General features: G+C 62.5%; 20 protein-coding genes. 12 read left to right on the forward strand and 8 right to left on the reverse strand.

Annotated features, from left to right (window positions below; genetic code table 11):
- Positions 1 to 44: 44 nt before the first annotated feature.
- From P3T43_RS16725 to purN, 3 genes are all read right to left on the reverse strand, one after another.
- Positions 45 to 1,397 carry a mechanosensitive ion channel family protein gene (locus P3T43_RS16725; protein WP_429282150.1) on the reverse strand — a complete coding sequence of 451 codons (1,353 nt, stop codon included), beginning with the start codon at positions 1,395 to 1,397 and terminating at the stop codon, positions 45 to 47.
- 64 nt (positions 1,398 to 1,461) lie between these two features.
- Positions 1,462 to 2,721, reverse strand: coding sequence for an RsmB/NOP family class I SAM-dependent RNA methyltransferase (locus P3T43_RS16730; protein WP_429282151.1), 1,260 nt, complete (start codon positions 2,719 to 2,721; stop codon positions 1,462 to 1,464).
- Positions 2,718 to 3,383: a phosphoribosylglycinamide formyltransferase gene (gene purN, locus P3T43_RS16735; RefSeq protein WP_429282152.1), complete on the reverse strand. Its 666-nt coding sequence runs from the start codon at positions 3,381 to 3,383 to the stop codon at positions 2,718 to 2,720. Before purN ends, P3T43_RS16730 begins: the two co-directional genes overlap by 4 nt.
- A 219-nt stretch (positions 3,384 to 3,602) precedes the next feature.
- On the opposite strand from purN, the gene P3T43_RS16740 reads away from it, so the two are divergent.
- The 6 genes from P3T43_RS16740 (at position 3,603) to dut (ending at position 10,917) form a co-directional block, all read left to right on the forward strand.
- Complete coding sequence (locus P3T43_RS16740) at positions 3,603 to 4,598, forward strand: bifunctional riboflavin kinase/FAD synthetase (RefSeq protein WP_429282153.1); 996 nt, start codon at positions 3,603 to 3,605, stop codon at positions 4,596 to 4,598.
- A 175-nt stretch (positions 4,599 to 4,773) separates the two neighbouring features.
- Positions 4,774 to 7,611 carry an isoleucine--tRNA ligase gene (gene ileS / locus P3T43_RS16745; protein WP_429282154.1) on the forward strand — a complete coding sequence of 946 codons (2,838 nt, stop codon included), beginning with the start codon at positions 4,774 to 4,776 and terminating at the stop codon, positions 7,609 to 7,611.
- The gene (gene lspA / locus P3T43_RS16750) at positions 7,611 to 8,114 is read left to right on the forward strand and encodes a signal peptidase II (RefSeq protein WP_429282155.1); all 504 of its coding nucleotides are present in this window, start codon (positions 7,611 to 7,613) and stop codon (positions 8,112 to 8,114) included. Before ileS ends, lspA begins: the two co-directional genes overlap by 1 nt.
- Positions 8,115 to 8,142: 28 nt before the next feature.
- Positions 8,143 to 9,357: a bifunctional phosphopantothenoylcysteine decarboxylase/phosphopantothenate--cysteine ligase CoaBC gene (coaBC, locus tag P3T43_RS16755; RefSeq protein WP_429282156.1), complete on the forward strand. Its 1,215-nt coding sequence runs from the start codon at positions 8,143 to 8,145 to the stop codon at positions 9,355 to 9,357.
- A gap of 61 nt (positions 9,358 to 9,418) precedes the next feature.
- A complete protein-coding gene (locus P3T43_RS16760) occupies positions 9,419 to 10,420 on the forward strand; it encodes an LLM class flavin-dependent oxidoreductase (RefSeq protein ID WP_429282157.1) in 1,002 nt (333 codons plus the stop codon).
- A 50-nt stretch (positions 10,421 to 10,470) separates the two neighbouring features.
- The gene (gene dut / locus P3T43_RS16765; RefSeq protein WP_429282158.1) at positions 10,471 to 10,917 is read left to right on the forward strand and encodes a dUTP diphosphatase; all 447 of its coding nucleotides are present in this window, start codon (positions 10,471 to 10,473) and stop codon (positions 10,915 to 10,917) included.
- Positions 10,918 to 11,096: 179 nt separating this feature from the next.
- Here the strand turns inward: dut and clpA are convergent, their stop codons facing one another.
- Both clpA and clpS read right to left on the reverse strand, forming a co-directional pair.
- Positions 11,097 to 13,394: an ATP-dependent Clp protease ATP-binding subunit ClpA gene (gene clpA, locus P3T43_RS16770; RefSeq protein WP_429282159.1), complete on the reverse strand. Its 2,298-nt coding sequence runs from the start codon at positions 13,392 to 13,394 to the stop codon at positions 11,097 to 11,099.
- Entirely contained in the window at positions 13,391 to 13,705 is a 315-nt protein-coding gene (gene clpS / locus P3T43_RS16775) for an ATP-dependent Clp protease adapter ClpS (protein ID WP_144163064.1), read from the reverse strand. The genes clpA and clpS overlap by 4 nt, the downstream gene beginning before the upstream one ends.
- Before the next feature lie 648 nt (positions 13,706 to 14,353).
- On the opposite strand from clpS, the gene cspD reads away from it, so the two are divergent.
- Positions 14,354 to 14,560, forward strand: a complete 207-nt coding sequence (gene cspD, locus P3T43_RS16780; protein ID WP_091011243.1) for a cold shock domain-containing protein CspD — start codon at positions 14,354 to 14,356, stop codon at positions 14,558 to 14,560.
- Between the two features lie 118 nt (positions 14,561 to 14,678).
- Here cspD and P3T43_RS16785 read toward each other — a convergent pair whose 3' ends face one another.
- From P3T43_RS16785 to icd, 3 genes are all read right to left on the reverse strand, one after another.
- A complete protein-coding gene (locus P3T43_RS16785) occupies positions 14,679 to 16,370 on the reverse strand; it encodes a multicopper oxidase family protein (protein WP_429282160.1) in 1,692 nt (563 codons plus the stop codon).
- A gap of 597 nt (positions 16,371 to 16,967) precedes the next feature.
- A complete protein-coding gene (locus P3T43_RS16790) occupies positions 16,968 to 17,771 on the reverse strand; it encodes a hypothetical protein (protein WP_429282161.1) in 804 nt (267 codons plus the stop codon).
- A 502-nt stretch (positions 17,772 to 18,273) separates the two neighbouring features.
- On the reverse strand, positions 18,274 to 19,530 hold the full coding sequence (gene icd / locus P3T43_RS16795) for an NADP-dependent isocitrate dehydrogenase (RefSeq protein WP_429282162.1): 1,257 nt from the start codon (positions 19,528 to 19,530) through the stop codon (positions 18,274 to 18,276).
- Between the two features lie 365 nt (positions 19,531 to 19,895).
- Here icd and P3T43_RS16800 point away from each other — a divergent pair, with 365 nt between their 5' ends.
- The 5 genes from P3T43_RS16800 to P3T43_RS16820 all read left to right on the forward strand — a co-directional run bounded on the left by P3T43_RS16800 (position 19,896) and on the right by P3T43_RS16820 (position 24,732).
- Positions 19,896 to 20,465, forward strand: a complete 570-nt coding sequence (locus P3T43_RS16800; protein WP_429282163.1) for a pseudouridine synthase — start codon at positions 19,896 to 19,898, stop codon at positions 20,463 to 20,465.
- 384 nt (positions 20,466 to 20,849) lie between these two features.
- A complete protein-coding gene (locus P3T43_RS16805) occupies positions 20,850 to 21,047 on the forward strand; it encodes a hypothetical protein (protein ID WP_429282164.1) in 198 nt (65 codons plus the stop codon).
- A 156-nt stretch (positions 21,048 to 21,203) separates the two neighbouring features.
- Positions 21,204 to 21,710, forward strand: coding sequence for a DUF192 domain-containing protein (locus P3T43_RS16810; RefSeq protein WP_429282165.1), 507 nt, complete (start codon positions 21,204 to 21,206; stop codon positions 21,708 to 21,710).
- A 305-nt stretch (positions 21,711 to 22,015) separates the two neighbouring features.
- Positions 22,016 to 24,121: an elongation factor G gene (gene fusA / locus P3T43_RS16815; protein WP_429282166.1), complete on the forward strand. Its 2,106-nt coding sequence runs from the start codon at positions 22,016 to 22,018 to the stop codon at positions 24,119 to 24,121.
- Positions 24,122 to 24,195: 74 nt separating this feature from the next.
- Positions 24,196 to 24,732: a cupin domain-containing protein gene (locus P3T43_RS16820; protein WP_429282167.1), complete on the forward strand. Its 537-nt coding sequence runs from the start codon at positions 24,196 to 24,198 to the stop codon at positions 24,730 to 24,732.
- Positions 24,733 to 24,755: the final 23 nt, after the last annotated feature.

The raw sequence follows: 24,755 nt of genomic DNA on the forward strand, positions 1-24,755 counted from the left end.
CTGATGCGGTATTTTTGGCGCGCCCGCCTCTCCGCGCCAGCATGTCAGGCGGCGCTGCCGGGCTCGTTGGCCGCCTCGCCGGTCACATTTACCGGACGCGACAGTATGTCGCCCGCGCCGACGATCCGTACCTCGCGTTGGGCATAGGGGATCGAAATGCCGTTCTCGCGGAACAGGCGCCAGATATTGCGATTAACCGCCGAACGCACGCCGGACGTGCCGGTCGCCGCGTCCTCGATCCAGAAACCGAGTTCGAAATTGATCCCGTCCGGTCCAAAGCCGATCAGATAAGGCGTCGGCGCGGGCTCCAGCAGTACCCGGTCCACGCCCTCCGCGGCTCGCGCGAGCAGTTCCATCACCTGGTCGACATCGGCGGTATAGGCCGCCTGAATCGCTAGCTTCGTATGCCCACGCGTCAGATAGGACGACTGGTTCTGCACGACATCGGTGATCAGCTTTTCGTTCGGAATCAGCGTTTCGATGCCGTCCAGACCCCGCACCACCGTATAACGGGTGCGAATCTGCGTGACCATGCCCTGCAGGCCACCGGTGTTGATCGTGTCGCCGATCCGCAACGAGCGATCGATCAGGATGATGAAGCCCGACACGTAGTTGCTCGCGATCTTCTGCAGGCCAAAGCCGAGCCCTACGCCCAACGCGCCGCCGAACACGCCCAGCACCGTGATATCGATCCCCACCAGCGACAGGCTCACCAGCACCGCGGCCAGCATGAGCAACGCGCGGCCGACCCGCGCCACCACCACTTTCAGGTTTGCATCGAGCGTACGGGCGCGCATCAGCCGCTCTTCGAACGCGGAGCCGAGCCACATCGCCACCACCATGGTCACGCAGACCCACAGCAGCCCCGTCGACAGGGACAGCAGCGTCAGATGGGCATTGGCCACGCGAACGTGCACGCTGGCCATCCAGGCGAGCACGTCGTCCTGAATGCCCATCACGGTCAGCACCATGCCGACCCAGACGATCAGCGAGACCACCTTTTCGACGAGGAACAGCAGCGTATGGGCTTCGCCATCGTTGCCAAAGACGCGGCGCGCGAAAAAGAACATCACGTAAATCAGGCCGATGCCGAATAACGGCACCAGTGCCAGATCCAGCAGCCCCGTATGCATGAAGGGCGCGGCGATCGCCTGCCCGATCCAGACCAGCGCGGCGCCGATCAACGGGAAAAACGCGCGGTTCAGGCTTTCCGCGCCAAAGCGCAGCGCCTGATAACGCGTCTGGCGCCGCAGGTCGAGCGTGCGACGCAGCAGCCAGGCAAGCACCCACGCAAGCACGAGCGTGCCGAGCAGCAGGCCCACCTGCCAAAGCATCACCGGCTGGCCGAAGTCGTGGGCGAAGTCGCCAAACAGGTGGGAGAAGATCCGGTTCTGCATGGTTGGGTCGGTGCATCCGGCGCGCCGCGCTTACGCCGCACGGCGGCCGGCGCGCCTGAGCCGCTTAGGCGCGGCGCTCCAGCACGGCAGCGAAGAAGCCGTCGGTGGCATGGCGATGCGGCCACAGCGACAGATAGTCGCCCATCTCCACTTCGATACGCTGCTCGGCCAGCACATCACGCGCCGGCACCAGGGCAAAGCCGGGATGATTGGCGAGAAACTGTTCGACGATGGTCTCGTTTTCGGCTTCCAGAATGCTGCAGGTTGCATAGATGAGCCGGCCGCCCACCTTCACGAGGCGCGCCGCGCTCGTCAGGATGGACAACTGCTTGGGCGCCAGTTCGGCGATGGATTCCGGCGACTGGCGCCATTTCAGGTCCGGATTGCGGCGCAGCGTGCCCAGCCCGCTGCACGGCGCGTCCACGAGCACGCGGTCGATCTTGCCCGCCAGACGCTTGATCTTGGCATCGTGCTCGCTGTCGATCAGTACCGGATTGACGTTCGACAGGCCGCTGCGCGCAAGGCGCGGCTTGAGCTTGGCGAGACGGCGCTCGGAGATGTCGAATGCGTACAGGCGGCCCGTGGAGCGCATCATCGCGCCCAGCGCGAGGGTTTTGCCGCCCGCGCCCGCGCAGAAATCGACGATCATCTCGCCGCGCTTTGGCGCCACCAGCGTACACAGCAACTGGCTGCCTTCATCCTGCACTTCGACCCAGCCGTTCTGGAACGCGTCGAGCTTGGTGAGCGGCGGCTTGCCGACCACCCGTACGCCAAACGGCGCAAACGGCGTGGCGCCGGCCTCGATGCCGGCCTTCGACAGCGCGTTGAGTACCTCGTCGCGGCTTGCCTTGATCGGATTGGCGCGCAGATCCAGCGGCGCCGGGTAGTTCAGCGCCGCTGCAAGCTGCGCCAGTTCTTCGGTTTCGAAGCGCTTCGACAGCGCCTGATAGATCCAGTCCGGCAGATTCATGCGAATCCGCAGCGGCAGGCTCTCCGGGTCGATCTTGGCCACGTGTTCCAGCCAGTTGGACTCGCTGTCCGAGACGAACGGCTTGAGCGCCGCGCGCCCTGCCGTCTGCATCAGGCCCAGCAAGGCCATCCGGCGCGCCGGGCTGCCGGTGCCGCTTTCGGCCAGATGGGCGAATTCCATCCGGCGCCGCAACACCGCGAACACCGCTTCGGCGATCACACCGCGCTCACCGTGTCCGAGCTTCGGGTGCGCGCGGAAGAAACGGCTCGTGGCGGCGTCGGCGGGGCCGGCGAGCTTCAGCACGTCCGCGAGCAGTGTTTCAGTTTGTCCAATCAGAAATCCATGCAGTCTCATACGCCCTCTCCGGCGATCTTCTTACTATTGATGTCGGCAAAGAGCCATTGCGGCTCCGGCGGCGTGAGCGTGACGCGCAGTCCGTCGAGCGCGAGGCGCCCTTCCACGAACCAGCGCACCGCGCGGGGATAAATAAGGTGTTCGGTTTCGAGTACGCGGGCGGCCAGCGCCGCGGCGTCGTCGCCGTCCAGCACCGGCACGGCGGCCTGGGCCACGATCGGGCCATGGTCCAGCTGCGGCGTGACAAAATGGACCGACGCGCCATGCAGCCGCACCCCGGCGTCAAGCGCTTGCTGGTGGGTTTTGAGGCCGGCAAAGCTCGGCAGCAGCGACGGATGAACGTTCAGCATGCGCCCCGCGTAGCGCTCGACGAAACCATCCGTCAGCACCCGCATGAAACCGGCAAGCACGACCAGATCGGGCGCGAAAGCGTCAATTTCGCGCGCCAGCGCCGCGTCGAAATGCGCCCGGTCGGGAAACTGGCGGTGGTCAACCACCGCCGTGGCAATACCATGCGACGCGGCGAACCCAAGGCCCGCAGCGTCTGGACGGCTGGCAATCACGGCGGCGACTTGCGCCGGCCACGCTTCGCGCGAACACGCGCGAACGATGGCTTCCATGTTGCTGCCCCGCCCGGAAATCAGGATGACAAGTTTTTTCATCCGCGGATTTTATCATTCGGGGCGAGCCCGAACGGCGCTGTGCCGCCGTGGCCCGCTCCGAGCGTTTATAATCGTGTGTTTTGCGCAGTCCGGTCGGTCCCTGCCGGCCGCCCTTGCAGGCCGGCGTGATAAGGTTGCCGTTAAGCCTCGTCGTTGCACGCCGCCGCTCGTTGTCGCCGTCATACGTCGTCCCCACTCAACGTCGCCCAACACGCTATTGTGAGAGTCTTCCGCGGTCTTCCCAATGCCGAGAGCCGTGCGCCCTGCGCACTGACCATCGGCAACTTCGACGGTGTCCACCGCGGCCATCAGGCTTTGCTCGCCCACGTGCGCGCCGCTGCCGACGCCCGCGGCCTGCCCGTTTGCGTGATGACCTTCGAGCCGCACCCGCGTGAATTCTTCAACCCGGCCAGCGCCCCGCCGCGGATCGCCATGCTGCGCGACAAGCTCGAGGCGCTGCGCACCAACGGTGTCGACCGGGTGGTGGTCGAGCATTTCAATCACACCTTTGCGGGCCAGTCGCCGGATGCCTTCGTCGAACGCATCATCGTCAACGGCCTGCATGCGCGCTGGGTGATGATCGGCGACGATTTCCGCTACGGCTCGAAGCGTGCCGGCGACTTCGCTTCGCTGCGGGCCGCGGGCCAGCAACACGGTTTTGAAGTCGAACAGATGGCCACGGTCGCGGATCCGTCCGGCGCGCGCATCTCCAGCTCCGGTGTGCGTACCGCGCTGATCGCCGGCGACCTCGACTCGGCGCGCGCCGCGCTCGGCCGCGATTACCTGATCAGCGGCCACGTGGTCCACGGCATGAAGCTGGGCCGCGATCTCGGCTTTCCCACGCTGAATCTGCCGATTTCCCACAAGCGCCCGGCGCTGGCGGGTATTTTCGTGGTGCGCGTGCACGGCATCGCCGAAGAGCCGTTGCCGGGTGTCGCCAGTCTCGGCTTGCGCCCCACTGTCGACGATTCCGGCCGCGTGCTGCTCGAGGTGCACCTGCTCGACTGGCATGGCGACGCGTATGGCAAACTCGTGCGCGTCGAATTCCTGAAGAAACTGCGCGACGAGGAGAAGTACGTCGACCTCGAAACGCTGACTGCCGCCATCGCGCGCGACGTCGCCAATGCGCGCGCGTGGTTCGCGGCCGTCGGCGTCGGCACGCCGGGCAGCCGCTCCACCGGTTTTGCCACTTCAGCCACCGACCGAATTAGATAGCCGCCGCGGTACGTGCGGGCGCTGTCACGAAAAAGCGCAACACGTACCCTCGCCGCGCGCATCGAAGGGCGTCCGTGGATTACGCGACATGCCTGCCGGGCGCGCCTAATGCCCTGCGCATCGTGCGCATATCGCGCCCTTACCGCGCATCGAACGAATTCACCGCGACTACATCATGAGCAACAAGAAAGCCGATTCGAAACCGCAGTCCCGCTACCCGGTCAACCTGCTCGACACGCCGTTCCCGATGCGTGGCGACCTGCCCAAACGCGAGCCGCAATGGGTCAAGGAATGGGAAGAACGCAAGGTCTACGAAACGATCCGCGCCGCCAGCAAGGGCCGCAAGAAGTTCATCCTGCACGACGGCCCCCCGTATGCCAACGGTGACATTCACCTCGGTCACGCGGTGAACAAGATCCTCAAGGACATGGTGGTCAAGGCGCGCAACATGGCCGGCTTCGACGCGGCCTATGTGCCGGGCTGGGACTGCCACGGCATGCCGATCGAAATCCAGATCGAAAAGCAGTTCGGCAAGTCACTGCCCGCTGCCGAGGTCATGCAGAAGGCGCGCGCCTACGCAACCGAACAGATCGAGAAGCAGAAGCTGGGCTTCCGGCGCCTGGGCGTGCTCGGCGAATGGGACAACCCCTACAAGACGATGAACTTCACGAACGAAGCCGGCGAAATCCGCGCGCTCGCGAAGATCATGGAGAAGGGCTACGTGTTCCGCGGCCTGAAGCCGGTGAACTGGTGCTTCGACTGCGGCTCGGCGCTGGCTGAAGCGGAAGTCGAGTACAAGGACAAGACCGATCCGACCATCGACGTGCTGTTCGCCTTCGCCGAGCCGGAAAAGACCGCGCAGGCGTTCGGTCTGGCAGCGTTGCCGGGCAGCGAAGGCGGCATCGTGATCTGGACCACGACGCCGTGGACTATCCCAGCCAACCAGGCGCTCAACGTCCATCCGGAGATCGTCTACGCGCTGGTGGATACGCCGCGTGGCCTGCTGATCCTGGCGGAAGAACGCGTCGAAGCCTGTCTGAAGCAATACGATCTCGAAGGTCGTGTCGTCGCCACCACCACCGGCGAGAAGCTTGCCAATCTGCGCTTCCATCACCCGCTCGCGTCCGCCCATCCGAGCTACAAGCGCACGGCGCCGGTGTATCTCGGCGACTACGTGACCACGGAAACCGGTACCGGCATCGTTCACTCGTCGCCGGCCTACGGCGTGGAAGACTTCGTGTCGTGCAAGGCGCACGGCATGGCCGATTCGGACATCATCAGTCCAGTGATGGGCGACGGCCGGTATATCGAATCGCTCGCGCTGTTCGGCGGCCTGTCCATCTGGGCAGCCAATCCGAAGATCGTCGAAGCGCTCGGCGCGGCCGGTTCGCTCCTGCGCACGGAAAAGTACACGCACAGCTACATGCACTGCTGGCGCCACAAGACGCCGATCATCTACCGCGCGACCTCGCAATGGTTCGCGGGCATGGACGTCAAGCCGAACGACACGGACAAGACGCTGCGCGAAACGGCGCTCGAAGGGATCGAGAACACCGCGTTCTATCCGTCGTGGGGCAAGCAGCGTCTGTTCAGCATGATCGCCAACCGCCCGGACTGGACGCTGTCGCGCCAGCGTCAATGGGGCGTGCCGATGGCCTTCTTCGTGCACAAGGAAACCGGCGAGCTGCATCCGCGCACGCTGGAGCTGCTCGAAGAAGTGGCGCAACGCGTCGAGCAGGCCGGCATCGAAGCGTGGCAGACGCTCGATCCGCGCGAGCTGCTTGGCGACGACGCCAACCTCTACGAAAAGAACCGCGACACGCTCGACGTGTGGTTCGATTCGGGCACCACGCACTGGCATGTGTTGCGCGGCTCGCACAAGGACCAACTGCAGTTCCCCGCCGACCTGTATCTGGAAGGCTCGGACCAGCATCGCGGCTGGTTCCACTCGTCGCTGCTGACGGCCTCGATGCTCGATGGCCGCCCGCCGTACAACGCGCTGCTGACGCACGGCTTCACCGTCGACGGTGAAGGCCGCAAGATGAGCAAGTCGCTCGGCAACGGCATCGATCCGCACGAAGTGGCGAACCGCCTCGGCGCCGAAATCATCCGTTTGTGGATCGCTTCGACCGATTACTCGGGCGAACTGGCAATCTCCGAGGAAATCCTGAAGCGCGTGACGGAAGGCTACCGCCGTATCCGTAATACGCTGCGCTTCCTGCTCGCGAACCTGTCGGACTTCGACTTCGAGAAGAACGCGCGTCCGGTGGAAGACTGGCTCGAGATCGACCGTTATGCGGTCGCCCTCTCGGCCAATCTGCAAACGGACATTCTCGCCCACTACGACCGCTACGAATTCCACCCGGTGGTCGCCAAGCTGCAGACGTTCTGCTCGGAAGACCTCGGCGGCTTCTATCTCGACGTTCTGAAGGACCGCTTGTACACCACGGCGCCGGATTCGGTCGCGCGCCGCGCCGCGCAGACCGCGCTGTATCACATCGCGCACGGCCTGCTGCGCGTCATGGCGCCGTTCCTGTCGTTCACTGCGGAAGAAGCGTGGAAGGTATTCCAGCCAAACAGAGAAACGATCTTCACGGAGACGTATCACGCGTATCCGGAAGTCGCGAATGCGGCTGCGCTGCTCGACAAGTGGACGCTGCTGCGCGCGGTGCGCAGCGACGTCACCAAGGCGCTTGAAGAAGCCCGCGTGGCAAACCTGATCGGCTCGTCGCTGCAGGCCGAAGTCGAAATCCGCGCGAGCGGTGCGCGTCACGATGCGCTTGCGAGCCTCGGCGCGGATCTGAAATTCGTGCTGATTACCTCGGCGGCGACGATCGTGAAGGTCGAGAGCGAAGCGGACGAAAGCGTCGAAGTGCTCGCCTCGAAATACCTCAAGTGCGAACGCTGCTGGCACTACCGCGCGGACGTTGGCGAGAACGCCGAACACCCGACACTCTGTGACCGGTGCTTCAGCAATCTGTTCGGAAGCGGCGAAGCGAGGAGCGCGGCATAATGGCAAGAACCCTGTCGAAACCCGCCAAGAGTGGATCGCTGGCACCGTGGCTTGGCGTAGCGTTGATCGTCATCCTGTTCGATCAGCTCACGAAAATCGCCGTGCAGAAGGTGTTTGCATACGGTGTCCCGCATATGGTTGCGCCGTTTTTCAACCTCATTCTGGTGTACAACCGCGGTGCCGCCTTCAGTTTCCTCGCCGCGGCGGGCGGCTGGCAGCGCTGGGCCTTCACGGGCCTTGGCGTGGTTGCCGCGTTGGTGATCTGCTACCTGCTCAAGCGGCACGGCGCGCAGAAGCTGTTCTGCACGGCGTTGGCGCTGATTCTGGGTGGCGCGCTCGGCAACGTGATCGACCGCCTCGCCTACGGCCACGTGATCGACTTCCTCGATTTCCACGTGGGCAACTGGCACTGGCCGGCGTTCAACCTCGCCGACAGCGCGATTACGATCGGCGCGATACTGCTCGTGCTCGACGAATTGTGGCGCGTGCGCGGCTCGCGATAACGCTGTGGCTTAGTGTCGGAGGCTTTCGTTGGCAACCGCAGAACTCGCAGGAAAACATCTCGTCCTCGGCCTCTCCGGCGGGATTGCCTGCTACAAGATCGCCGAACTCACGCGCCTGCTGACCAAGGCAGGTGCGAGCGTGCAGGTCGTCATGACCGAAGCGGCGACGCAATTCATCACGCCCGTCACGATGCAGGCGCTGTCGGGCCGTCCGGTCTACACGAGCCAGTGGGACGCGCGTGTGCCGAACAACATGGCGCACATCGATCTGTCGCGTGAAGCCGATGCGATCGTGATTGCGCCGGCGTCGACCGATTTCCTCGCCAAGCTGGCGCACGGCATGGCCGACGACCTGCTCTCAACGCTATGCGTCGCGCGCGATTGTCCGCTGCTGGTCGTGCCCGCGATGAACCGGCAGATGTGGCAAAACCCGGCCACGCAGCGCAACGTCGCGCAACTGCGCGCCGACGGCATCGAAGTGCTCGGGCCGGATTCCGGTCCGCAGGCGTGCGGTGAAGTCGGCGACGGCCGCATGCTTGAAGCCGCCGCCACCTACGAGGCGATCGCTTCGTTCTTCCAGCCGAAGATCCTTGCCGGTCGCCGCGTGCTGCTGACCGCCGGGCCGACCTTCGAACCGCTGGATCCGGTGCGCGGTCTCACCAACCGTTCGAGCGGCAAGATGGGCTTTGCGCTGGCGCGTGCCGCCCAGCAAGCAGGCGCTGACGTGCATCTGGTGGCCGGCCCGGTTGCGCTGGAGACGCCGTGGGGCGTGTTTCGCGAAGACGTGCAAACGGCGCAGCAGATGCACGACGCCGTGATGCGCGCGGTGCCCGATTACGACATCTTTATCGGCGTGGCGGCGGTGGCCGACTGGCGCATCGATCATGTGAGCGAACACAAGATCAAGAAGACCGCTGAGCGCGCCATACCCACGTTCAGCTTCGTCGAAAATCCGGACATTCTGGCTGCGGTCGCGAAACTGCCTCACCCGCCGTTCTGCGTCGGTTTTGCGGCGGAAAGCGGCGACCTCGAAGTCCACGGCGAAGAAAAACGCCTGCGCAAGAAGGTGCCGCTTCTGATCGGCAATCTGGGTCCGCTCACCTTTGGTCAGGACGACAACGAAGTCGTCCTGTTCGAAGCAGGCGGTGCCACCAGGCTGCCTCGGGCGGACAAGCAGGCGCTCGCGAGCGCATTGATTGCCGAAATCGCGAAGCGCTTGCCCGATGCTAGTTTGATCCGGTAACGAGCGCGCAACCAGGCGGCCGGCTTGCCGGAACCTTGAGTGACCCAGGAGCAGTACTGTCATGACGCTACTTTCCGTGCTCGATCAAACGCCCGTGATCGACGGGCACTCGGTGGCGGACGCGATCGCCGCCACCGTCGAACTCGCACAACTCGCCGACGATCTCGGCTACACCCGCTACTGGTGCGCCGAACATCACGGGCTGCGCGGCGTATCGAATCCCTGCCCCGAGGTCATGCTGGCGCGGCTCGGCAGCGTGACCCAGCGGATTCGTCTCGGCTCCGGCGGTGTGATGCTGCCGTACTACAGCCCATTCAAGGTCGCCGAGCAGTTCATGATGCTCGAAGCGCTGTTTCCGAATCGCATCGACCTCGGAGTCGGCCGCGCACCGGGCAGCGATATGCGGACCGCGCAGGCTGTCGCTGCCGGCGACTACAACCGCGGCGATATTTTCCCGCAGCAGGTCGCCGATCTGGTCGGACTGATGAACGGTACGCTGCCCGCCGATCACGTCGCGCAAGGCGTGCTGTTGCAGCCGCAGGTCGAGACCCGTCCACAGTTGTGGATGCTTGGTTCGAGCGAATTTGGCGGCCTGCTGGCCGCACAACTCGGAATCCGCTTCGCGTTCGCGCATTTCATCAACGCGCATTTCGGTCATACCGTAGCGCACGCGTATCGCGATCGCTTCAAAGCCGGCAACGAAGCGCAGCCCTATCTGGCCGCGGCAGTGTTCGTGATCTGCGCCGACACCGAACAGGAAGCAGCCGATCTGGAGAAAGCCGTCGATCTGCGCCGCGTGCAGATGGCCTATGGCCTGAATGCGCCGATTCCCACCATCGAGCAGGGCGTCGCCCAGGAGTACGGCGAGCGCGAGAAGCTCGTGATCGATCGCGAGAAGCCACGCAGTATCGTCGGCACGCCGGAGCGGGTCACCGAGCGCATGCTCGCGTTGCAGGAGCAATTCCAGGCTGACGAACTGGTGGTGCTGACCGTGGCCGGCAGCTACCGCGCACGGCTGCGTTCCTACGAACTCCTTGCCGACGCGTTCCAGCTTGGGCGCTAACGCCATGCTGGCTTTTTTACCTCTACTTATCCCTCATTGATTCGAACTGCATGAAACTCGACCTGAAGATTCTCGACGCGCGCATGCGCGAACAACTCCCGGCCTACGCCACGACCGGTAGCGCCGGCCTCGATCTGCGCGCATGCCTCGACGAACCGCTGACGCTTGCGCCCGGTCAAACGGCGCTGGTGCCGACGGGTCTGGCGATCCACGTGGGCGATCCGGGTTATGCGGCGTTGATCCTGCCGCGTTCGGGTCTGGGACACAAGCACGGCATCGTGCTGGGAAATCTGGTGGGGCTGATCGACTCGGATTACCAGGGGCAACTGATGATCTCGACATGGAATCGCGGCCAGACCACGTTCACGTTGAATCCGATGGAGCGGCTCGCGCAACTCGTGATCGTGCCGGTCGTGCAGGCGGAATTCAATATCGTCGACGATTTCGAGCAGAGCGAACGCGGCGCGGGTGGTTTCGGCAGCACCGGCAAGCACTAAAGAGGTTTTTGAAGCGCGTGTGCTTGGCGGTGGCTGTGGCAGTGGGTGCCACTGTTTTGCACTGACAGTACGACATATGCAACCGCGCGCTTGGTAGACGAAGCGCAATAAAAAACGGCGCGGACCTATAAGGCCCGTGCCGTTTTGTTTTGCCTGACCAGCTAGGAAGTGCTGAACGCTTACTCCACTTCAACCGCTTCCGGATTCGGATTGCGCGGTGCCGGCTGTTCGTCGAACGTCAGCTGCACCTTGTCTTCCGCATCCACGTCGACCGTGACGCGGCCGCCGCTCATCAGTTTGCCGAACAGCAGTTCATCCGCCAGCGCACGACGGATCGTGTCCTGGATCAGACGCTGCATCGGACGCGCGCCCATCAGCGGATCGAAACCGTGCTTCGCCAGATGCTTGCGCAGCGCGTCGGTGAAGAGTGCATCGACCTTCTTCTCATGCAACTGATCTTCCAGCTGCATCAGGAACTTGTCGACCACGCGCATGATGATCTCCTCATCGAGCGAGCGGAAGCTGATGGTTGCGTCCAGACGGTTACGGAACTCCGGCGTGAACATCCGCTTGATATCGACCATTTCGTCGCCGGTTTCGCGGCGCGTGGTGAAGCCGATAACCGATTTGCCCATGGCCTCGGCACCCGCGTTCGTCGTCATGATGATGATGACGTTGCGGAAATCTGCCTTGCGACCGTTGTTGTCCGTCAGCGTGCCGTGGTCCATCACCTGCAGCAGCACGTTGTAGATGTCCGGATGCGCTTTTTCGATTTCGTCGAGCAGCAGCACGCAATGCGGTTTCTTGGTCACGGCTTCGGTCAGCAGACCGCCCTGGTCGAAACCGACATAGCCCGGCGGCGCGCCGATCAACCGGCTCACCGCATGACGCTCCATATACTCCGACATGTCGAAGCGGATCAGCTCAATACCCAGCGTGAACGCCAGTTGCTTGGCCACTTCGGTCTTGCCGACACCGGTCGGACCGGAGAACAGGAATGCGCCGATCGGCTTGTCCAGCTTGCCGAGGCCTGCACGCGCCATCTTGATCGCGGCCGACAGCGCGTCGATGGCCGGGTCTTGCCCGAACACCACGCTCTTCAGGTCGCGGTCCAGCGTTTGCAGCTTGCTGCGATCGTCTTGCGACACGCTTTGCGGCGGCACACGCGCGATCTTCGAGATAATTTCCTCGATCTCGCCCTTGCCGATGGTCTTCTTCTGCTTCGACTTCGGCAGGATGCGTTGTGCTGCGCCAGCTTCGTCGATCACGTCGATTGCCTTGTCCGGCAAATGACGATCCGTGATGAAACGCGCCGACAGCTCAGCCGCCGCCGACAGCGCACCCGACGAGTACTTCACGCCATGGTGTTCTTCGAAACGCGACTTCAGGCCACGCAGGATCGCCACCGTCTGCTCGACGGTCGGCTCGGTCACATCCACTTTCTGGAAGCGGCGCGACAGGGCGGCATCTTTTTCGAAGATGCCGCGGTATTCCGTGAACGTGGTGGCGCCGATGCACTTGAGCGTACCCGACGACAGCGCCGGCTTCAGCAGGTTCGACGCGTCCAGCGTGCCGCCCGACGCAGCACCTGCGCCGATCAGCGTATGAATTTCGTCGATGAACAGGATCGCATGCGGACGCTCCTTCAGTTCCTTCAGAACCGTCTTCAGACGCTGTTCGAAATCGCCACGGTATTTGGTGCCGGCCAGCAACGCGCCCATGTCGAGCGAGTACACCTGAGCGTCAGCCAGAATATCCGGCACTTCGCCGCGCGTAATGCGCCAGGCGAGCCCTTCGGCGATGGCCGTCTTGCCGACGCCAGCCTCACCGACCAGTAGCGGATTGTTCTTGCGGCGGCGGCACAACACCTGGACCACGCGTTCGACTTCCGACTCGCGCCCGATCAACGGGTCGATGCGGCCGTCCTTCGCCATCTGGTTCAGGTTCTGCGTGAACTGCGCGAGCGGCGTTTCTTTCTGCGCGGCAGCTTCGTCGGACTCGGCGTTCGCATCGCTCGCCTTGGCGGCGTCGGTGCTGCTGGTCTTGGCAATGCCGTGCGAGATGAAGTTCACCACGTCCAGGCGCGTCACACCCTGCTGTTGCAGGTAGTAGACCGCGTGCGAATCCTTTTCGCCGAAGATCGCGACAAGCACATTCGCGCCGGTCACTTCCTTCTTGCCATTCGAGGTGGACTGCACATGCATGATGGCACGCTGGATCACGCGCTGGAAACCCAGCGTGGGCTGCGTGTCGACGTCGTCCGTGCCAGGCACGGTTGGCGTGTTGTCATGAATGAAGTTGCGCAGGTTCTGGCGCAGATCTTCAATGTTGGCCGCGCACGCGCGCAACACCTCAGCGGCCGTCGGATTGTCCAACAGGGCCAGTAAAAGATGCTCGACCGTAATGAACTCGTGCCGCGCCTGGCGTGCTTCCATAAACGCCATGTGCAAGCTGACTTCCAGTTCCTGGGCAATCATGCTTCCTCCATCACACACTGCAGCGGATGCCCGGCCTGCCGTGCGTGGGTAACGACTTGCTCGACTTTGGTCGACGCGATGTCCCGCGTATAGACCCCACAAACTCCCCTGCCCTCGCGATGCACCTTCAGCATAATCTGCGTTGCGGTTTCACGATCTTTATTGAAGTATTCCTGCACGACCATCACGACAAATTCCATTGGCGTGAAGTCGTCGTTCAACAGCACTACTTTGTACATGGCTGGCGGCTTCAGCTTTTTTTCCTGCCGCTCCAGTACGGTGCCGTCCTGCTTGTCCGGGATAATTGCCATACACCCATTCTAAACAACTCGGACAGGCCCGCAATCCTGTCAAAACCCGACCGGCCGGCCGGTGTTCCCATTCGCCTCCACATGACGGCACTGCCTGTCACGCGTGCGCCTTGCACGGAGCCGATTGCGGAGCCGGCCCTTCAGGAATCTCGTTGCTGCTGCTGTTGCAGTGCAGTTGGATCGAGTATCGCACAACCTGCCACAGCAAGCTGAGACGGTGCGCGACGCCTCCAGGGAAAATCCGGAACACCCCGAGTCCGCTGGCTTCCAGAGACTCGCTCGATGCGCCAGGTTCGGGCGTTCACGCGCCGTCTGATCCCGATACGTGAGACTCGCGGGAGTACCGGCCCGCTGAACACCATGTGAGTCGATTATGCGACTTTTCAAGACGCGACGCTTGCGCCACCGCACATAAGAAAAGCGGGAAAAACCCTGGAAATGTGCTGTTTGCAACGCCCGATTGCCCGTCTCAAAATTTTCTTGACACTCGAATTAAGAGCCTCAACAATCAAGCTGGCACTTTTTTCAGTCAGCCACAAATTCGAAAAAATGCCGATGGTGAGCTTGTGAGGAGGGGGCGGCTGCTATTGCGACCGCCAAGCTTTTCGAGGGCTCGTGGTGGTGTCATGAGTTACAGGGGAAGTAGGTATGTCAACTGGTACGGTCAAATGGTTCAATGACGCGAAAGGTTTCGGATTCATTACGCCCGACGAAGGCGGTGAGGATCTGTTTGCACACTTTTCGGCCATCCAGATGAATGGGTTCAAAACCCTGAAGGAAGGTCAGAAGGTCAGCTTTGAGGTCGTGCAAGGCCCCAAAGGCAAGCAGGCATCGAACATCCAGGCCGCCGCCTGAGTTTGCTCGATACCCGGACCCTGAAAACCCGGCTTCGTGCCGGGTTTTTTCGTTCTGGGACGCGCCGCGTGCGTACCGTAGCACCTGCCTCGCGCCTAACCCTGCGCACCAGCCGCCTTCACACCACTCTGAGCGTGCCCATCATGCCGAGATCCTCGTGCTCGAGGATGTGGCAGTGGAACATCCGGTCGCCGGCCTGCTGCTGAACCGTGGCGATACGCACCGTTTCCCCGGGCTCCACGTTGACGGTGTCGCGCCATGCCAGATAAGGCTCAGCGGTTCTCGCGCCGTTCTGCTCCCGCTCCAGTACCTGAAATTGCGTGCCGTGCAGATGGAACGGGTGATCCATGTCCGTGCGGTTTTCTATCGACCAGCGTTCGACCTCGCCATGGCGACTCGTCAGTGTGACGCGCCGCGGATCGAAGGTCGCGCCATTGATCATGAACACCATGCCGGCCGGCATGCCGCTGCGAGACTTCGCCTTGCTGTGCATCGCGGCCATGTCCATCTGCTCGGAGAACACCACGGACTGTTGCGCCACCGGCGCACCGAGCGGGTGGATTTCGCGCAGCGTGGCGGGAATCGCTCGGGCGGCAGTGGGCGCGTCGGGCGGTTCGAACTGGAGGTCGGCAAGCGGTTGGGCCGGATCGGGCGGCAGACTGCCGTGTGACATCGCCATTTTCCGGCGATCGTAGACCTCGGCGCTCAGAATCGCGCGCGCAGACGATGCAGGCCGCGTGGACGATCCGGATGACGCCGGCTGAGACGCCTGCGCCCCTGCCCCACTCGGCACAATCAACTCGGCCCGCTCGCCGGGCGCCAGCAACAACTCCGCCAGCCCGTCACGTGGCCGCTGCAGCAGGCCTCCGTCGGTGCCAACCTGAACGAAAGTGCGCCCGCCACCCAGCGACAACCGCAAATAGCGGGCGTTACAGGCGTTCCACACGCGCCAGCGTTCATCCTCAGCCACCACGATGAGCGGGCGACGCGCACCATTGACCAGCACGAACTGCCCCTCGCGGCCGTTCATCCAGTCCATCATGCCGCTCGGCGCAATCGCGCCGTCGCTCGCGAGCTTCAGATCGGAGAAGAACACGTGGCGCTCGGGCCAGCCGGCGAGCGGATCGGCGGGAGCGCGAACCACGATCGGACCCGCGAGTCCGCGAAATACCTGTTCGGCCGACATTCCGTGCGGATGCGGGTGATACCAGTAGGTGCCGGCACTGCCAGGTGGCAGGGTAAAGCGGTACACGCGCGAAGCCCCCGGCGCGACCGGATCGGAGGGATTGCCGTCCTGATCGGGCGGCACGGGCAGGCCGTGCCAGTGAATCGTCGACGGCTGCGGCAGGCGGTTCACGAAGCGGATCTCGACCGTCTCCCCCTCGCGCACGTCGATCAGCGGCCCCACCACCTGGCCTTGCAGTGCCGCTGGGTCGAGTGGATCACCGTCCTGTCCATATAGCCAGAAAGTCGTCGGGTGGCCGGGCAAGAGCGTATGTCGAACCGGTTGCGCGACCAGCGTGGCGCGGAACTGGCCGGGCTCGTGGCTTTCGTTGACAAGCGTGCGCAAGGCGGCAAGCGGTGCGCCGGACGGCAACGCATCGTCCGCGGCCAGTTCGGTGGCACCGGATGCACCGGCATCCGGTGCGCCGCTTTTCGCCATACCGGGCATCCCAGGCATGCCTGACATACCACTCATTCCGGACATGCCGTGCATTGCATGCGCACTGTCCTGCGCGAACGCCTGCCGGCCGAATAACGACGTTGCGGCCACACTCAGCGCGCGAACAAAAAATTCTCTGCGAAGCATCGATTGTTTCCTCTGCAGGACCGCGCAAAGAGCACACTGCCCGCTGCACGTGATCGTTCCAGGCCCGCGTCGCGGGCCATCCCAGTAAGCAAGCGTCGCGCACCGATGGCCAGGTACGAGCGAGGCCGGAAACGATCAGCCGATTGGCGGCCGCAACAGAGGCGCGTGAGTCAGGCCGTCACGCCGTGGCTCGGCGAGCGTCGGCGGGAGAGTGGCATTGAGCGAGCGCGGTTCGAAACGCCAGGCGGTCAACAGGACCGCGCAATGGACGCCGCAAGACGTCGTGCAGCAGGGACAATGTTCATGGTGGTCAGCGCAGGGTGGCTCGGCCGTGACCGTCGCGCCGCATCCGGACAGCTCACCGGACGCGATATGCGTCAGCTTCACACCACCTGCGACGCTCGCCACCGGCATAGCGATGCGCCCACCTGTTGCAGGCATAACGCGTTCATGCGCCCACGTGCCTTGCATGGTTAGCAAAGCAAGCGAAAGCACGACGAGGAATCGCCTGAGACAGATCATGAGGGAAGAGAGGGTGCGCCTCGCGTGCGCGGGTCGTCAGACGATCCATCATAGCGCAGAGCACACCGCACCCGTCTATCTCATCTTGCCGCCGCTCGCCGAGCGCTGCAGGTTCAGACTGCGCGCGAGATCGCCATGAAACACAGCCACGCCCTGATGCGAAAAATTCGAACGCGTATCCACTGCCGGCGTAATGCCGATACGCTCGATAAGCCGACAGAATGCATAGTCTTCAGATAGATACACACGTGTCTGCGGATCGATCATCGTGTCGAAAAACGAATAATGCAGGGACGCGGCTACGCTCTCGTCGTCGTGGCCTTGCATGCGAGTGCGGCAATGCAGTTCCGGAAAGCGCTCGATCAAGGCGCGAAACACCTCACGCCTGATCAACATGAAGCCAGTGGGTGCATAGAGAACATCGAGAAAACCGTCCGCATCGGGCTCCAGATTGCCGCTGCGCGCCACCGCTGGATAAGTTGCGAAACGTGCCTGAAAATCGGCCTTGGTGGTTCCGGCCGCCAACGGTTCGGACAAACCGGCGCGCGGCCAGCCGTCCGATTTGAGCGGATAAACGCCTGCCACTACTGGCCGGTCTGCCTTCAGAAGCCGCACCACGTCGGCGCCCTTGAAGCCGATGTCTCCGTCAATCCACATCAAATGCGTGAAACGGCTATCCGCAAGAAACTCGGCGACCATCGTGTTACGAGCGCGCGTGACGAGGCTATCGAAACTGTTGAAGTGGACCTGCAGGCCGAATCCGTGATGCGCAGCGCTCTCGTGCAAATCAAGGAGGCCAATTACATAGTCCGTTGCGACAACCGAGCCGTAGCTGGGTGTCGCGACATACACGTTCGCGCGAATCTGTTCATCCGTCATTTGCTCTCCTCGAATCCCCGGCGCCCAGTAGTCCGTCGCAAGCCGCGCAGACGACGCACCTGTCAAAGCCGCGAACTTATATCAGAGGGGACCATTCGAAACCACGCGAACCACGTCCAGCCGCCTATCCGCACATCTTTTCAAGACGACTGACAGCGTCGTAGTCCGCCTTATCAGACTCGACTGGAGAAATTCAGAATGCCGAATGATTTTTGTTTTGGTACAGGGTATTGAGACACGGGTCCGGACGCACGGGATGACGCCGAGAAACGGCCATCAGGCCCTCGGGGGCGTGTTTGCAAGATAGAGCGCCGAACCCTGCGTGCGACAACTTGCCGCACACACGATGGCCGCCTGAAACCTTCGCGCTAGCGCACGCTCCGCGCCTCCACGCTGGGTCGCTCAAGGCCAGACAACACCACATCACGGCCAACAAAAAACCCCGGCGACCATGAATCGACCGGGGTTTTCGAACGGGCCCGGCACGGGCCAACCTTCACGCTCACATGTTTTCGATCAGCACCTGACCAAAGCCCGAACACGACACTTGCGTCGCGCCTTCCATCAGACGCGCGAAGTCGTACGTGACGCGCTTTTGCAGAATCGACGCTTCCATCGACCTGATGATCGTGTCCGCCGCTTCGGTCCAGCCGAGGTGGCGCAGCATCATTTCCGCCGAGAGAATTTCCGAGCCCGGATTCACATAGTCCTTGCCCGCATACTTCGGCGCCGTACCGTGGGTGGCTTCGAACATCGCCACCGAATCCGACAGATTGGCACCCGGCGCAATACCGATACCGCCCACCTGCGCGGCCAGCGCATCCGAAATGTAGTCGCCGTTCAGGTTCAACGTGGCGATCACATCGTATTCAGCCGGACGCAACAGGATCTGCTGCAGGAACGCGTCGGCAATGACGTCCTTGACGACGATGTCGTTACCTGTCTTCGGATTCTTGAACTTCATCCACGGGCCGCCGTCCACCAGTTGCGCACCGAATTCCTTCTGCGCCAGCGCGTAACCCCAGTCGCGGAAAGCGCCTTCGGTGAACTTCATGATGTTGCCCTTGTGCACCAGCGTCAGCGAACGGCGGTCGTTGTCGATCGCATACTGCAGCGCCTTGCGCACGAGGCGTTCCGTGCCCTCTTGCGACACCGGCTTGACGCCGATAGCCGAGGTGTCCGGAAAGCGGATCTTCTTCACGCCCATTTCTTCGCGCAGGAACTTGATGACTTTCTTCGCCTGTTCCGATCCTGCCGCCCATTCGATGCCCGCGTAGATGTCTTCCGAGTTCTCGCGGAAGATCACCATGTTGGTCTTTTCCGGTTCACGCACCGGCGAAGGCACGCCCTTGAAGTACTGCACCGGGCGCAGGCAGACATACAGGTCGAGTTCCTGGCGCAGCGCCACGTTTAGCGAGCGGATGCCGCCGCCTACCGGGGTCGTCAACGGCCCCTTGATCGACACCACATATTCCTTCACCACGGCAAGCGTTTCTTCCGGCAACCACACGTCCGGACCATAGATCCTGGTCGCCTTCTCGCCGGCATAGACTTCCATCCAGTGGATCTTCTTCTTGCCTGCGTAGGCTTTCTCGACCGCCGCGTCCACCACCTTGATCATGACCGGCGTGATGTCGGTACCGGTACCGTCGCCTTCGATGTACGGAATGATCGGTTGGTCAGAAACATTGAGCGAGTAGTCTGCGTTGACAGTAATCTTGTCTCCGCCCGTCGGAACCTTAATGTGCTGATATGGCATGATCGGACTCCAGTGATGGTTCTGGTTGAAGCAGAAGGGAACTGCGGAACTGGGGGCGCTCCTCGCTACGCGCAATGCCGAACGCCTGCAAGCGGCCGAGCGGTTATTCTAGCCCACGCTGAAGCGCGCTGGCGGCAGCAAACCCGGCAGGGCTTCGAGGCGAAGCAAGGCAACGTCCGCAGCCTCGAATCACGCCGCATCAATACGCTCGTGTCTTATGTCTTATATAAGACATAAGATTTAATGCGGGGAATTATGCATTATTATCCCGCCATTTGCTACAGACCCTGGCCAGACGGGCGTTGAGCGGGCGCCAACCGGCGCCGTCTGATACGCCAAACAGGCCAGTGCCCGCCGGATTCCGCATGCGCCTCCTTGCTCTCAACAAACCGTTCGGCACCATCTGCCAGTTCTCACCGCACGAAACGCGCGCATCGCTCGCCGATTGGGTCAAGGTTCCCGGCGTGTATCCGGCCGGCCGCCTCGATTCGGATAGCGAAGGCCTGCTGCTGCTCACCGACGACGGTGCGCTGCAGGCACGTATTGCCGAACCTCGTCACAAGCTTGTCAAGCGCTATTGGGCGCAGGTCGAAGGCGCGCCCGATCAGACAGCGCTCGCGAAACTCGCAAGCGGTGTCGATCTCGGCGACTATGTGACGCGCCCGTGTCACGCGCAACTGATCGAGCCGCCCGCGACGCTGTGGCCGCGCCATCCGCCAATTCGTCATCGCGCGGCGATCCCCACCGCCTGGATCGAACTGTCCATCACCGAAGGCAAGAACCGCCAGGTGCGCCGCATGACGGCGGCAGTCGGCTTCCCCACCTTGCGTCTCGTCCGCGTGGGCATCGGCGCGCTGGATATTTTTGCGCTGGGTCTCGAACCCGGCGCCACGCTCGAGTTGCCTCAACGAGCACCATGGGACGGTATACGCTGATGCACAAAGTTTAGGCAAACGCCCACTAAACCGTTGTATCTGCATGAATTTTTTAAGCATCGAAAATCCATTCCGGCCATTCACCCGGTGCTTTTGATCTTTTCAAAAAGACCAGAATAAATATTCCCGAAAATTTACGTCAACCGCGTCGCAAGCTCACGCGTTATTCGACGCAGATGCCGCCCGAAGCTATCCGGCATTCAGCCTTGAAGTCCTTTGTACAAGCCGTTTTTGCGGTCGGTGCAGAGAGTCCGAGCGCTAGCAGACGCGTCACGAAAAATTATTGATGCGGCTGTCAACCGAAAGGTGGATGGCACGTTTACCGACATGACTCATATATAACCGGGTCATTTGGTTACTTTACTAAAGCTGAGGATTCACAAAATGAACAAACTGATCGCCGCTCTGGTCGCTGGCCTCTTCGCAACGGCAGCATTCGCACAAGCTTCGGCACCGGAAGCAGCTTCGGCAGCTCCGACGGCAGCTTCGTCGGCAAAGAAGACCACGAAGAAGGCAACGCACAAGAAGGCATCGAAGAAGAAGGCAGCAGCAGCTGCTGCAGCTTCGGGCGCTTCGGAATAAGTTTGTCGTAAAAACGCAGTCAAGAACAAGCAGCACTTGCCGTTCTTACGGCGTTGAAAGGCAGATCACCGCAAGGCGATCTGCCTTTTTGTTTTTGACGTGCTTTGACGCGCTCGCGTAACATGCGCGGGTTCATTTCCTGCCTGGAGTCCTGCCGTGCGAATTTCCCTGCGCTCATTGTTGGCGCGTTTTGCGTTTGCCGTTGCGTTGCCGCTCGCGGCTGCCTCGTTCACGCTTGCGCCCGTCCATAACGCCTACGCGCAAGAAATGCCGCCCGGCGCGAAGCAACCCGGCGACTTCCAGCGCACCAAGCTGACGGTCGGCATGTTCGTCATCGACGCCGCCGTGGCCAGCACCGACGCAGATCGCGAGCAAGGTCTGATGTATCGCACGAAGCTCGCGCCGAACGAAGGCATGCTGTTCGTGTTCCAGGAAAACGCGGTGCACTGTTTCTGGATGAAAAACACGCTGATCCCGCTGTCGATCGCCTTCATCCGCGCCGACGGCACGATCACCGACATCGACGAGATGGACGCCGAAACCACCAACAACCATTGCCCGCGCAACAACGGCGCCTATGCGCTGGAAATGAGCAAGAACTGGTTCGCGTCGAAGGGCATCAAGCCCGGCATGACGATGCAAGGGCTGCCGCCGGCGCAATAAGCGCGCACCTGCGGCGGGGCCGCGCCCGGCCATGCGCCGCCGGGTCGCCCGACACCGGAATCTCACCTTTCAGGCCCGCACGGGCCTCGAGCCGGCGCCCTTCCCGGGCTGCCGGCTTTTTCGCTCCTGTACACGCCGCCGCAACGCCCGCCGGCTGGCCGTCACGCCCGCCTGGCAAGATTCCTGCAAAAGCGGGTATCACGCGCTATGCTTATAGTCTTACAGCAGCACCGAGATCGTCCGGGCGGCTTCGCGCGCCGCGCGACGCCCATCACCGGCGAGAGAAACACTCCAAGGAGGTTCACGTGCCCCGCAAGACTCCCATCGAGCGCTACCGGAATATCGGCATCAGCGCTCACATCGATGCCGGCAAAACTACCACCACCGAACGCATCCTGTTCTACACCGGCGTGACTCACAAGATCGGTGAAGTTCACGACGGTGCGGCGACGATGGACTGGATGGAGCAGGAACAGGAGCGCGGCATCACGATCACATCGGCTGCCACGACCGCGTTCTGGAAGGGCATGGCCGGCAACTATCCGGAACACCGCATCAACATCATCGACACGCCGGGTCACGTCGACTTCACGATTGAAGTCGAACGTTCGATGCGCGTGCTCGACGGCGCGTGCATGGTGTACGACTCGGTCGGCGGCGTGCAGCCGCAGTCCGAAACCGTGTGGCGTCAGGCGAACAAGTACAAGGTGCCGCGCATTGCGTTCGTCAACAAGATGGACCGCGTCGGCGCCGACTTCTTCCGCGTGCAGCGGCAGATCGGCGAGCGCCTGAAGGGTGTCGCCGTACCTATCCAGATTCCGATCGGCGCGGAAGAGCATTTCCAGGGCGTGGTGGATCTGGTCAAGATGAAGGCCATCGTCTGGGACGAAGAGAACCAGGGCATCAAGTTCGAGTACAAGGACATCCCCGCCGAACTCGCGGCCACCGCGAAGGAATGGCACGACAAGATGGTCGAAGCCGCGGCTGAAGCCAGCGAGGAACTGCTCGAAAAGTATCTGGGCGGCGAAACGCTGACCGAAGAGGAAATCAAGCACGGCATCCGTGCGCGCTGCATCGCCAACGAAATCGTGCCGATGCTGTGCGGCAGCGCGTTCAAGAACAAGGGCGTGCAGGCCATGCTCGACGCGGTGATCGACTATCTGCCGTCGCCGATCGACGTGCCCGCCATCACGGGTCACGACGAGCACGACCAGGAAATCGAGCGTCATCCGAACGACACCGATCCGTTCTCGGCGCTCGCCTTCAAGATCATGACCGACCCGTTCGTCGGCCAGCTGATTTTCTTCCGCGTGTATTCGGGCGTGGTGAATTCGGGCGACACCGTCTACAACGCGGTCAAGGAGAAGAAGGAGCGCCTCGGCCGGATCCTGCAGATGCACGCGAACGAGCGCAAGGAAATCAAGGAAGTGTACGCGGGCGACATCGCCGCGGCCGTCGGCCTGAAGGAAGCCACCACGGGCGACACGCTGTGCGATCCGAACAACGTCATCATTCTCGAACGGATGATCTTCCCTGAGCCGGTGATTTCGCAGGCAGTCGAGCCGAAGACCAAGGTCGACCAGGAAAAGATGGGCATCGCCCTGAACCGCCTCGCTCAGGAAGATCCGTCGTTCCGCGTGCAGACCGACGAGGAATCCGGCCAGACCATCATCTCCGGGATGGGCGAGCTGCACCTGGAAATTCTCGTGGACCGCATGAAGCGCGAGTTCGGCGTCGAAGCGACGGTGGGCAAGCCGCAGGTGGCGTACCGCGAAACCGTGCGCATCAAGGTCGAAGACGTCGAAGGCAAGTTCGTCAAGCAGTCGGGCGGTCGCGGTCAGTACGGTCACGCGGTCATCACTCTGGAACCGGCGCCGCAGGGCAAGGGCTACGAGTTCGTCGACGCGATCAAGGGTGGCGTGATTCCGCGCGAATACATCCCGGCAGTTGACAAGGGCATTATCGAAACGCTTAAGGCCGGTGTGCTGGCAGGCTATCCGGTGGTGGACGTGAAGGTGACGCTGACCTTCGGTTCGTACCACGATGTCGACTCGAACGAAAACGCGTTCCGCATGGCCGGTTCGATTGCGTTCAAGGACGCCATGCGCAAGGCCAAGCCGGTGCTGCTCGAACCGATGATGGCCGTCGAGGTGGAAACGCCCGAAGACTTCATGGGTAACGTGATGGGCGATTTGTCGAGCCGTCGCGGGCTCGTGCAAGGCATGGAAGACATCGCCGGGGGTGGCGGCAAGCTGGTGCGCGCCGAAGTGCCGCTCGCGGAAATGTTCGGCTATTCCACGTCGCTGCGTTCGGCCACGCAAGGTCGCGCGACCTACACGATGGAGTTCAAGCACTACGCGGAAACGCCGAACAACGTCGCGGAAGCGGTCATCAATGCGAAGCAGAAATAAGCACTGAAGGTTGTTGTGGAAGAAGCCCGTTCGATGCGAGCGGGCTTTTTTTTGCCAGCGACAGGAGACACGCAATGAGCCACGACCACGATCACAGTCACGACCACTCGCATGAGCCTGACGCCACCGCACCCGATGCAAGCACACCGGTCGACTGGCGCGAGCATGGCGTCAAGGTCATCCGCGGCGATCAGCTCGATTCGAACACCGCGCAAACGCCGGGCATGAACCGCGCGGCAGCGATCAATGCCGCGCGTGTCGGCGCGCAGAAAATCTGGGCCGGCACCGTGACGATCCACCCGAACGCGAAGACCGGCGCACATCATCACGGCGCGCTCGAAAGCGTGATCTACGTGGTGCGTGGGCAGGCACGCATGCGCTGGGGCGAGCACCTCGAATTCACCGCCGAGGCCGGACCCGGCGATTTCATTTTCGTGCCGCCTTACGTCCCGCATCAGGAAATCAATGCCAGCACCGACGATCCGCTCGAATGCGTGCTGGTGCGCAGCGACAACGAAGCGGTCGTGGTGAATCTGAACATCGACGCCGTGGAAGCACCCGAAACCGTCTTCTGGGTCGATCCGATTCACAAGCATCCGCACGAGCACTGAGCCCACCGGCAAAAATGTCGCCG

This window comes from Paraburkholderia sp. GAS41, from assembly GCF_050436545.1.
Classification (GTDB): Bacteria; Pseudomonadota; Gammaproteobacteria; order Burkholderiales; family Burkholderiaceae; genus Paraburkholderia.

Coding starts and splice junctions, on each gene's coding strand:
- dut (WP_429282158.1), top strand. CDS start 10,471: ATGAAACTCGACCTGAAGATTCTCGACGCGCGCATGCGCGAACAACTC.
- P3T43_RS16785 (WP_429282160.1), bottom strand. CDS start 16,370: ATGCTTCGCAGAGAATTTTTTGTTCGCGCGCTGAGTGTGGCCGCAACG.
- clpA (WP_429282159.1), bottom strand. CDS start 13,394: ATGATTGCCCAGGAACTGGAAGTCAGCTTGCACATGGCGTTTATGGAA.
- cspD (WP_091011243.1), top strand. CDS start 14,354: ATGTCAACTGGTACGGTCAAATGGTTCAATGACGCGAAAGGTTTCGGA.
- P3T43_RS16820 (WP_429282167.1), top strand. CDS start 24,196: ATGAGCCACGACCACGATCACAGTCACGACCACTCGCATGAGCCTGAC.
- P3T43_RS16760 (WP_429282157.1), top strand. CDS start 9,419: ATGACGCTACTTTCCGTGCTCGATCAAACGCCCGTGATCGACGGGCAC.
- P3T43_RS16725 (WP_429282150.1), bottom strand. CDS start 1,397: ATGCAGAACCGGATCTTCTCCCACCTGTTTGGCGACTTCGCCCACGAC.
- ileS (WP_429282154.1), top strand. CDS start 4,774: ATGAGCAACAAGAAAGCCGATTCGAAACCGCAGTCCCGCTACCCGGTC.
- lspA (WP_429282155.1), top strand. CDS start 7,611: ATGGCAAGAACCCTGTCGAAACCCGCCAAGAGTGGATCGCTGGCACCG.
- P3T43_RS16805 (WP_429282164.1), top strand. CDS start 20,850: ATGAACAAACTGATCGCCGCTCTGGTCGCTGGCCTCTTCGCAACGGCA.
- P3T43_RS16800 (WP_429282163.1), top strand. CDS start 19,896: ATGCGCCTCCTTGCTCTCAACAAACCGTTCGGCACCATCTGCCAGTTC.
- purN (WP_429282152.1), bottom strand. CDS start 3,383: ATGAAAAAACTTGTCATCCTGATTTCCGGGCGGGGCAGCAACATGGAA.
- clpS (WP_144163064.1), bottom strand. CDS start 13,705: ATGGCAATTATCCCGGACAAGCAGGACGGCACCGTACTGGAGCGGCAG.
- P3T43_RS16790 (WP_429282161.1), bottom strand. CDS start 17,771: ATGACGGATGAACAGATTCGCGCGAACGTGTATGTCGCGACACCCAGC.
- icd (WP_429282162.1), bottom strand. CDS start 19,530: ATGCCATATCAGCACATTAAGGTTCCGACGGGCGGAGACAAGATTACT.
- P3T43_RS16730 (WP_429282151.1), bottom strand. CDS start 2,721: ATGAGACTGCATGGATTTCTGATTGGACAAACTGAAACACTGCTCGCG.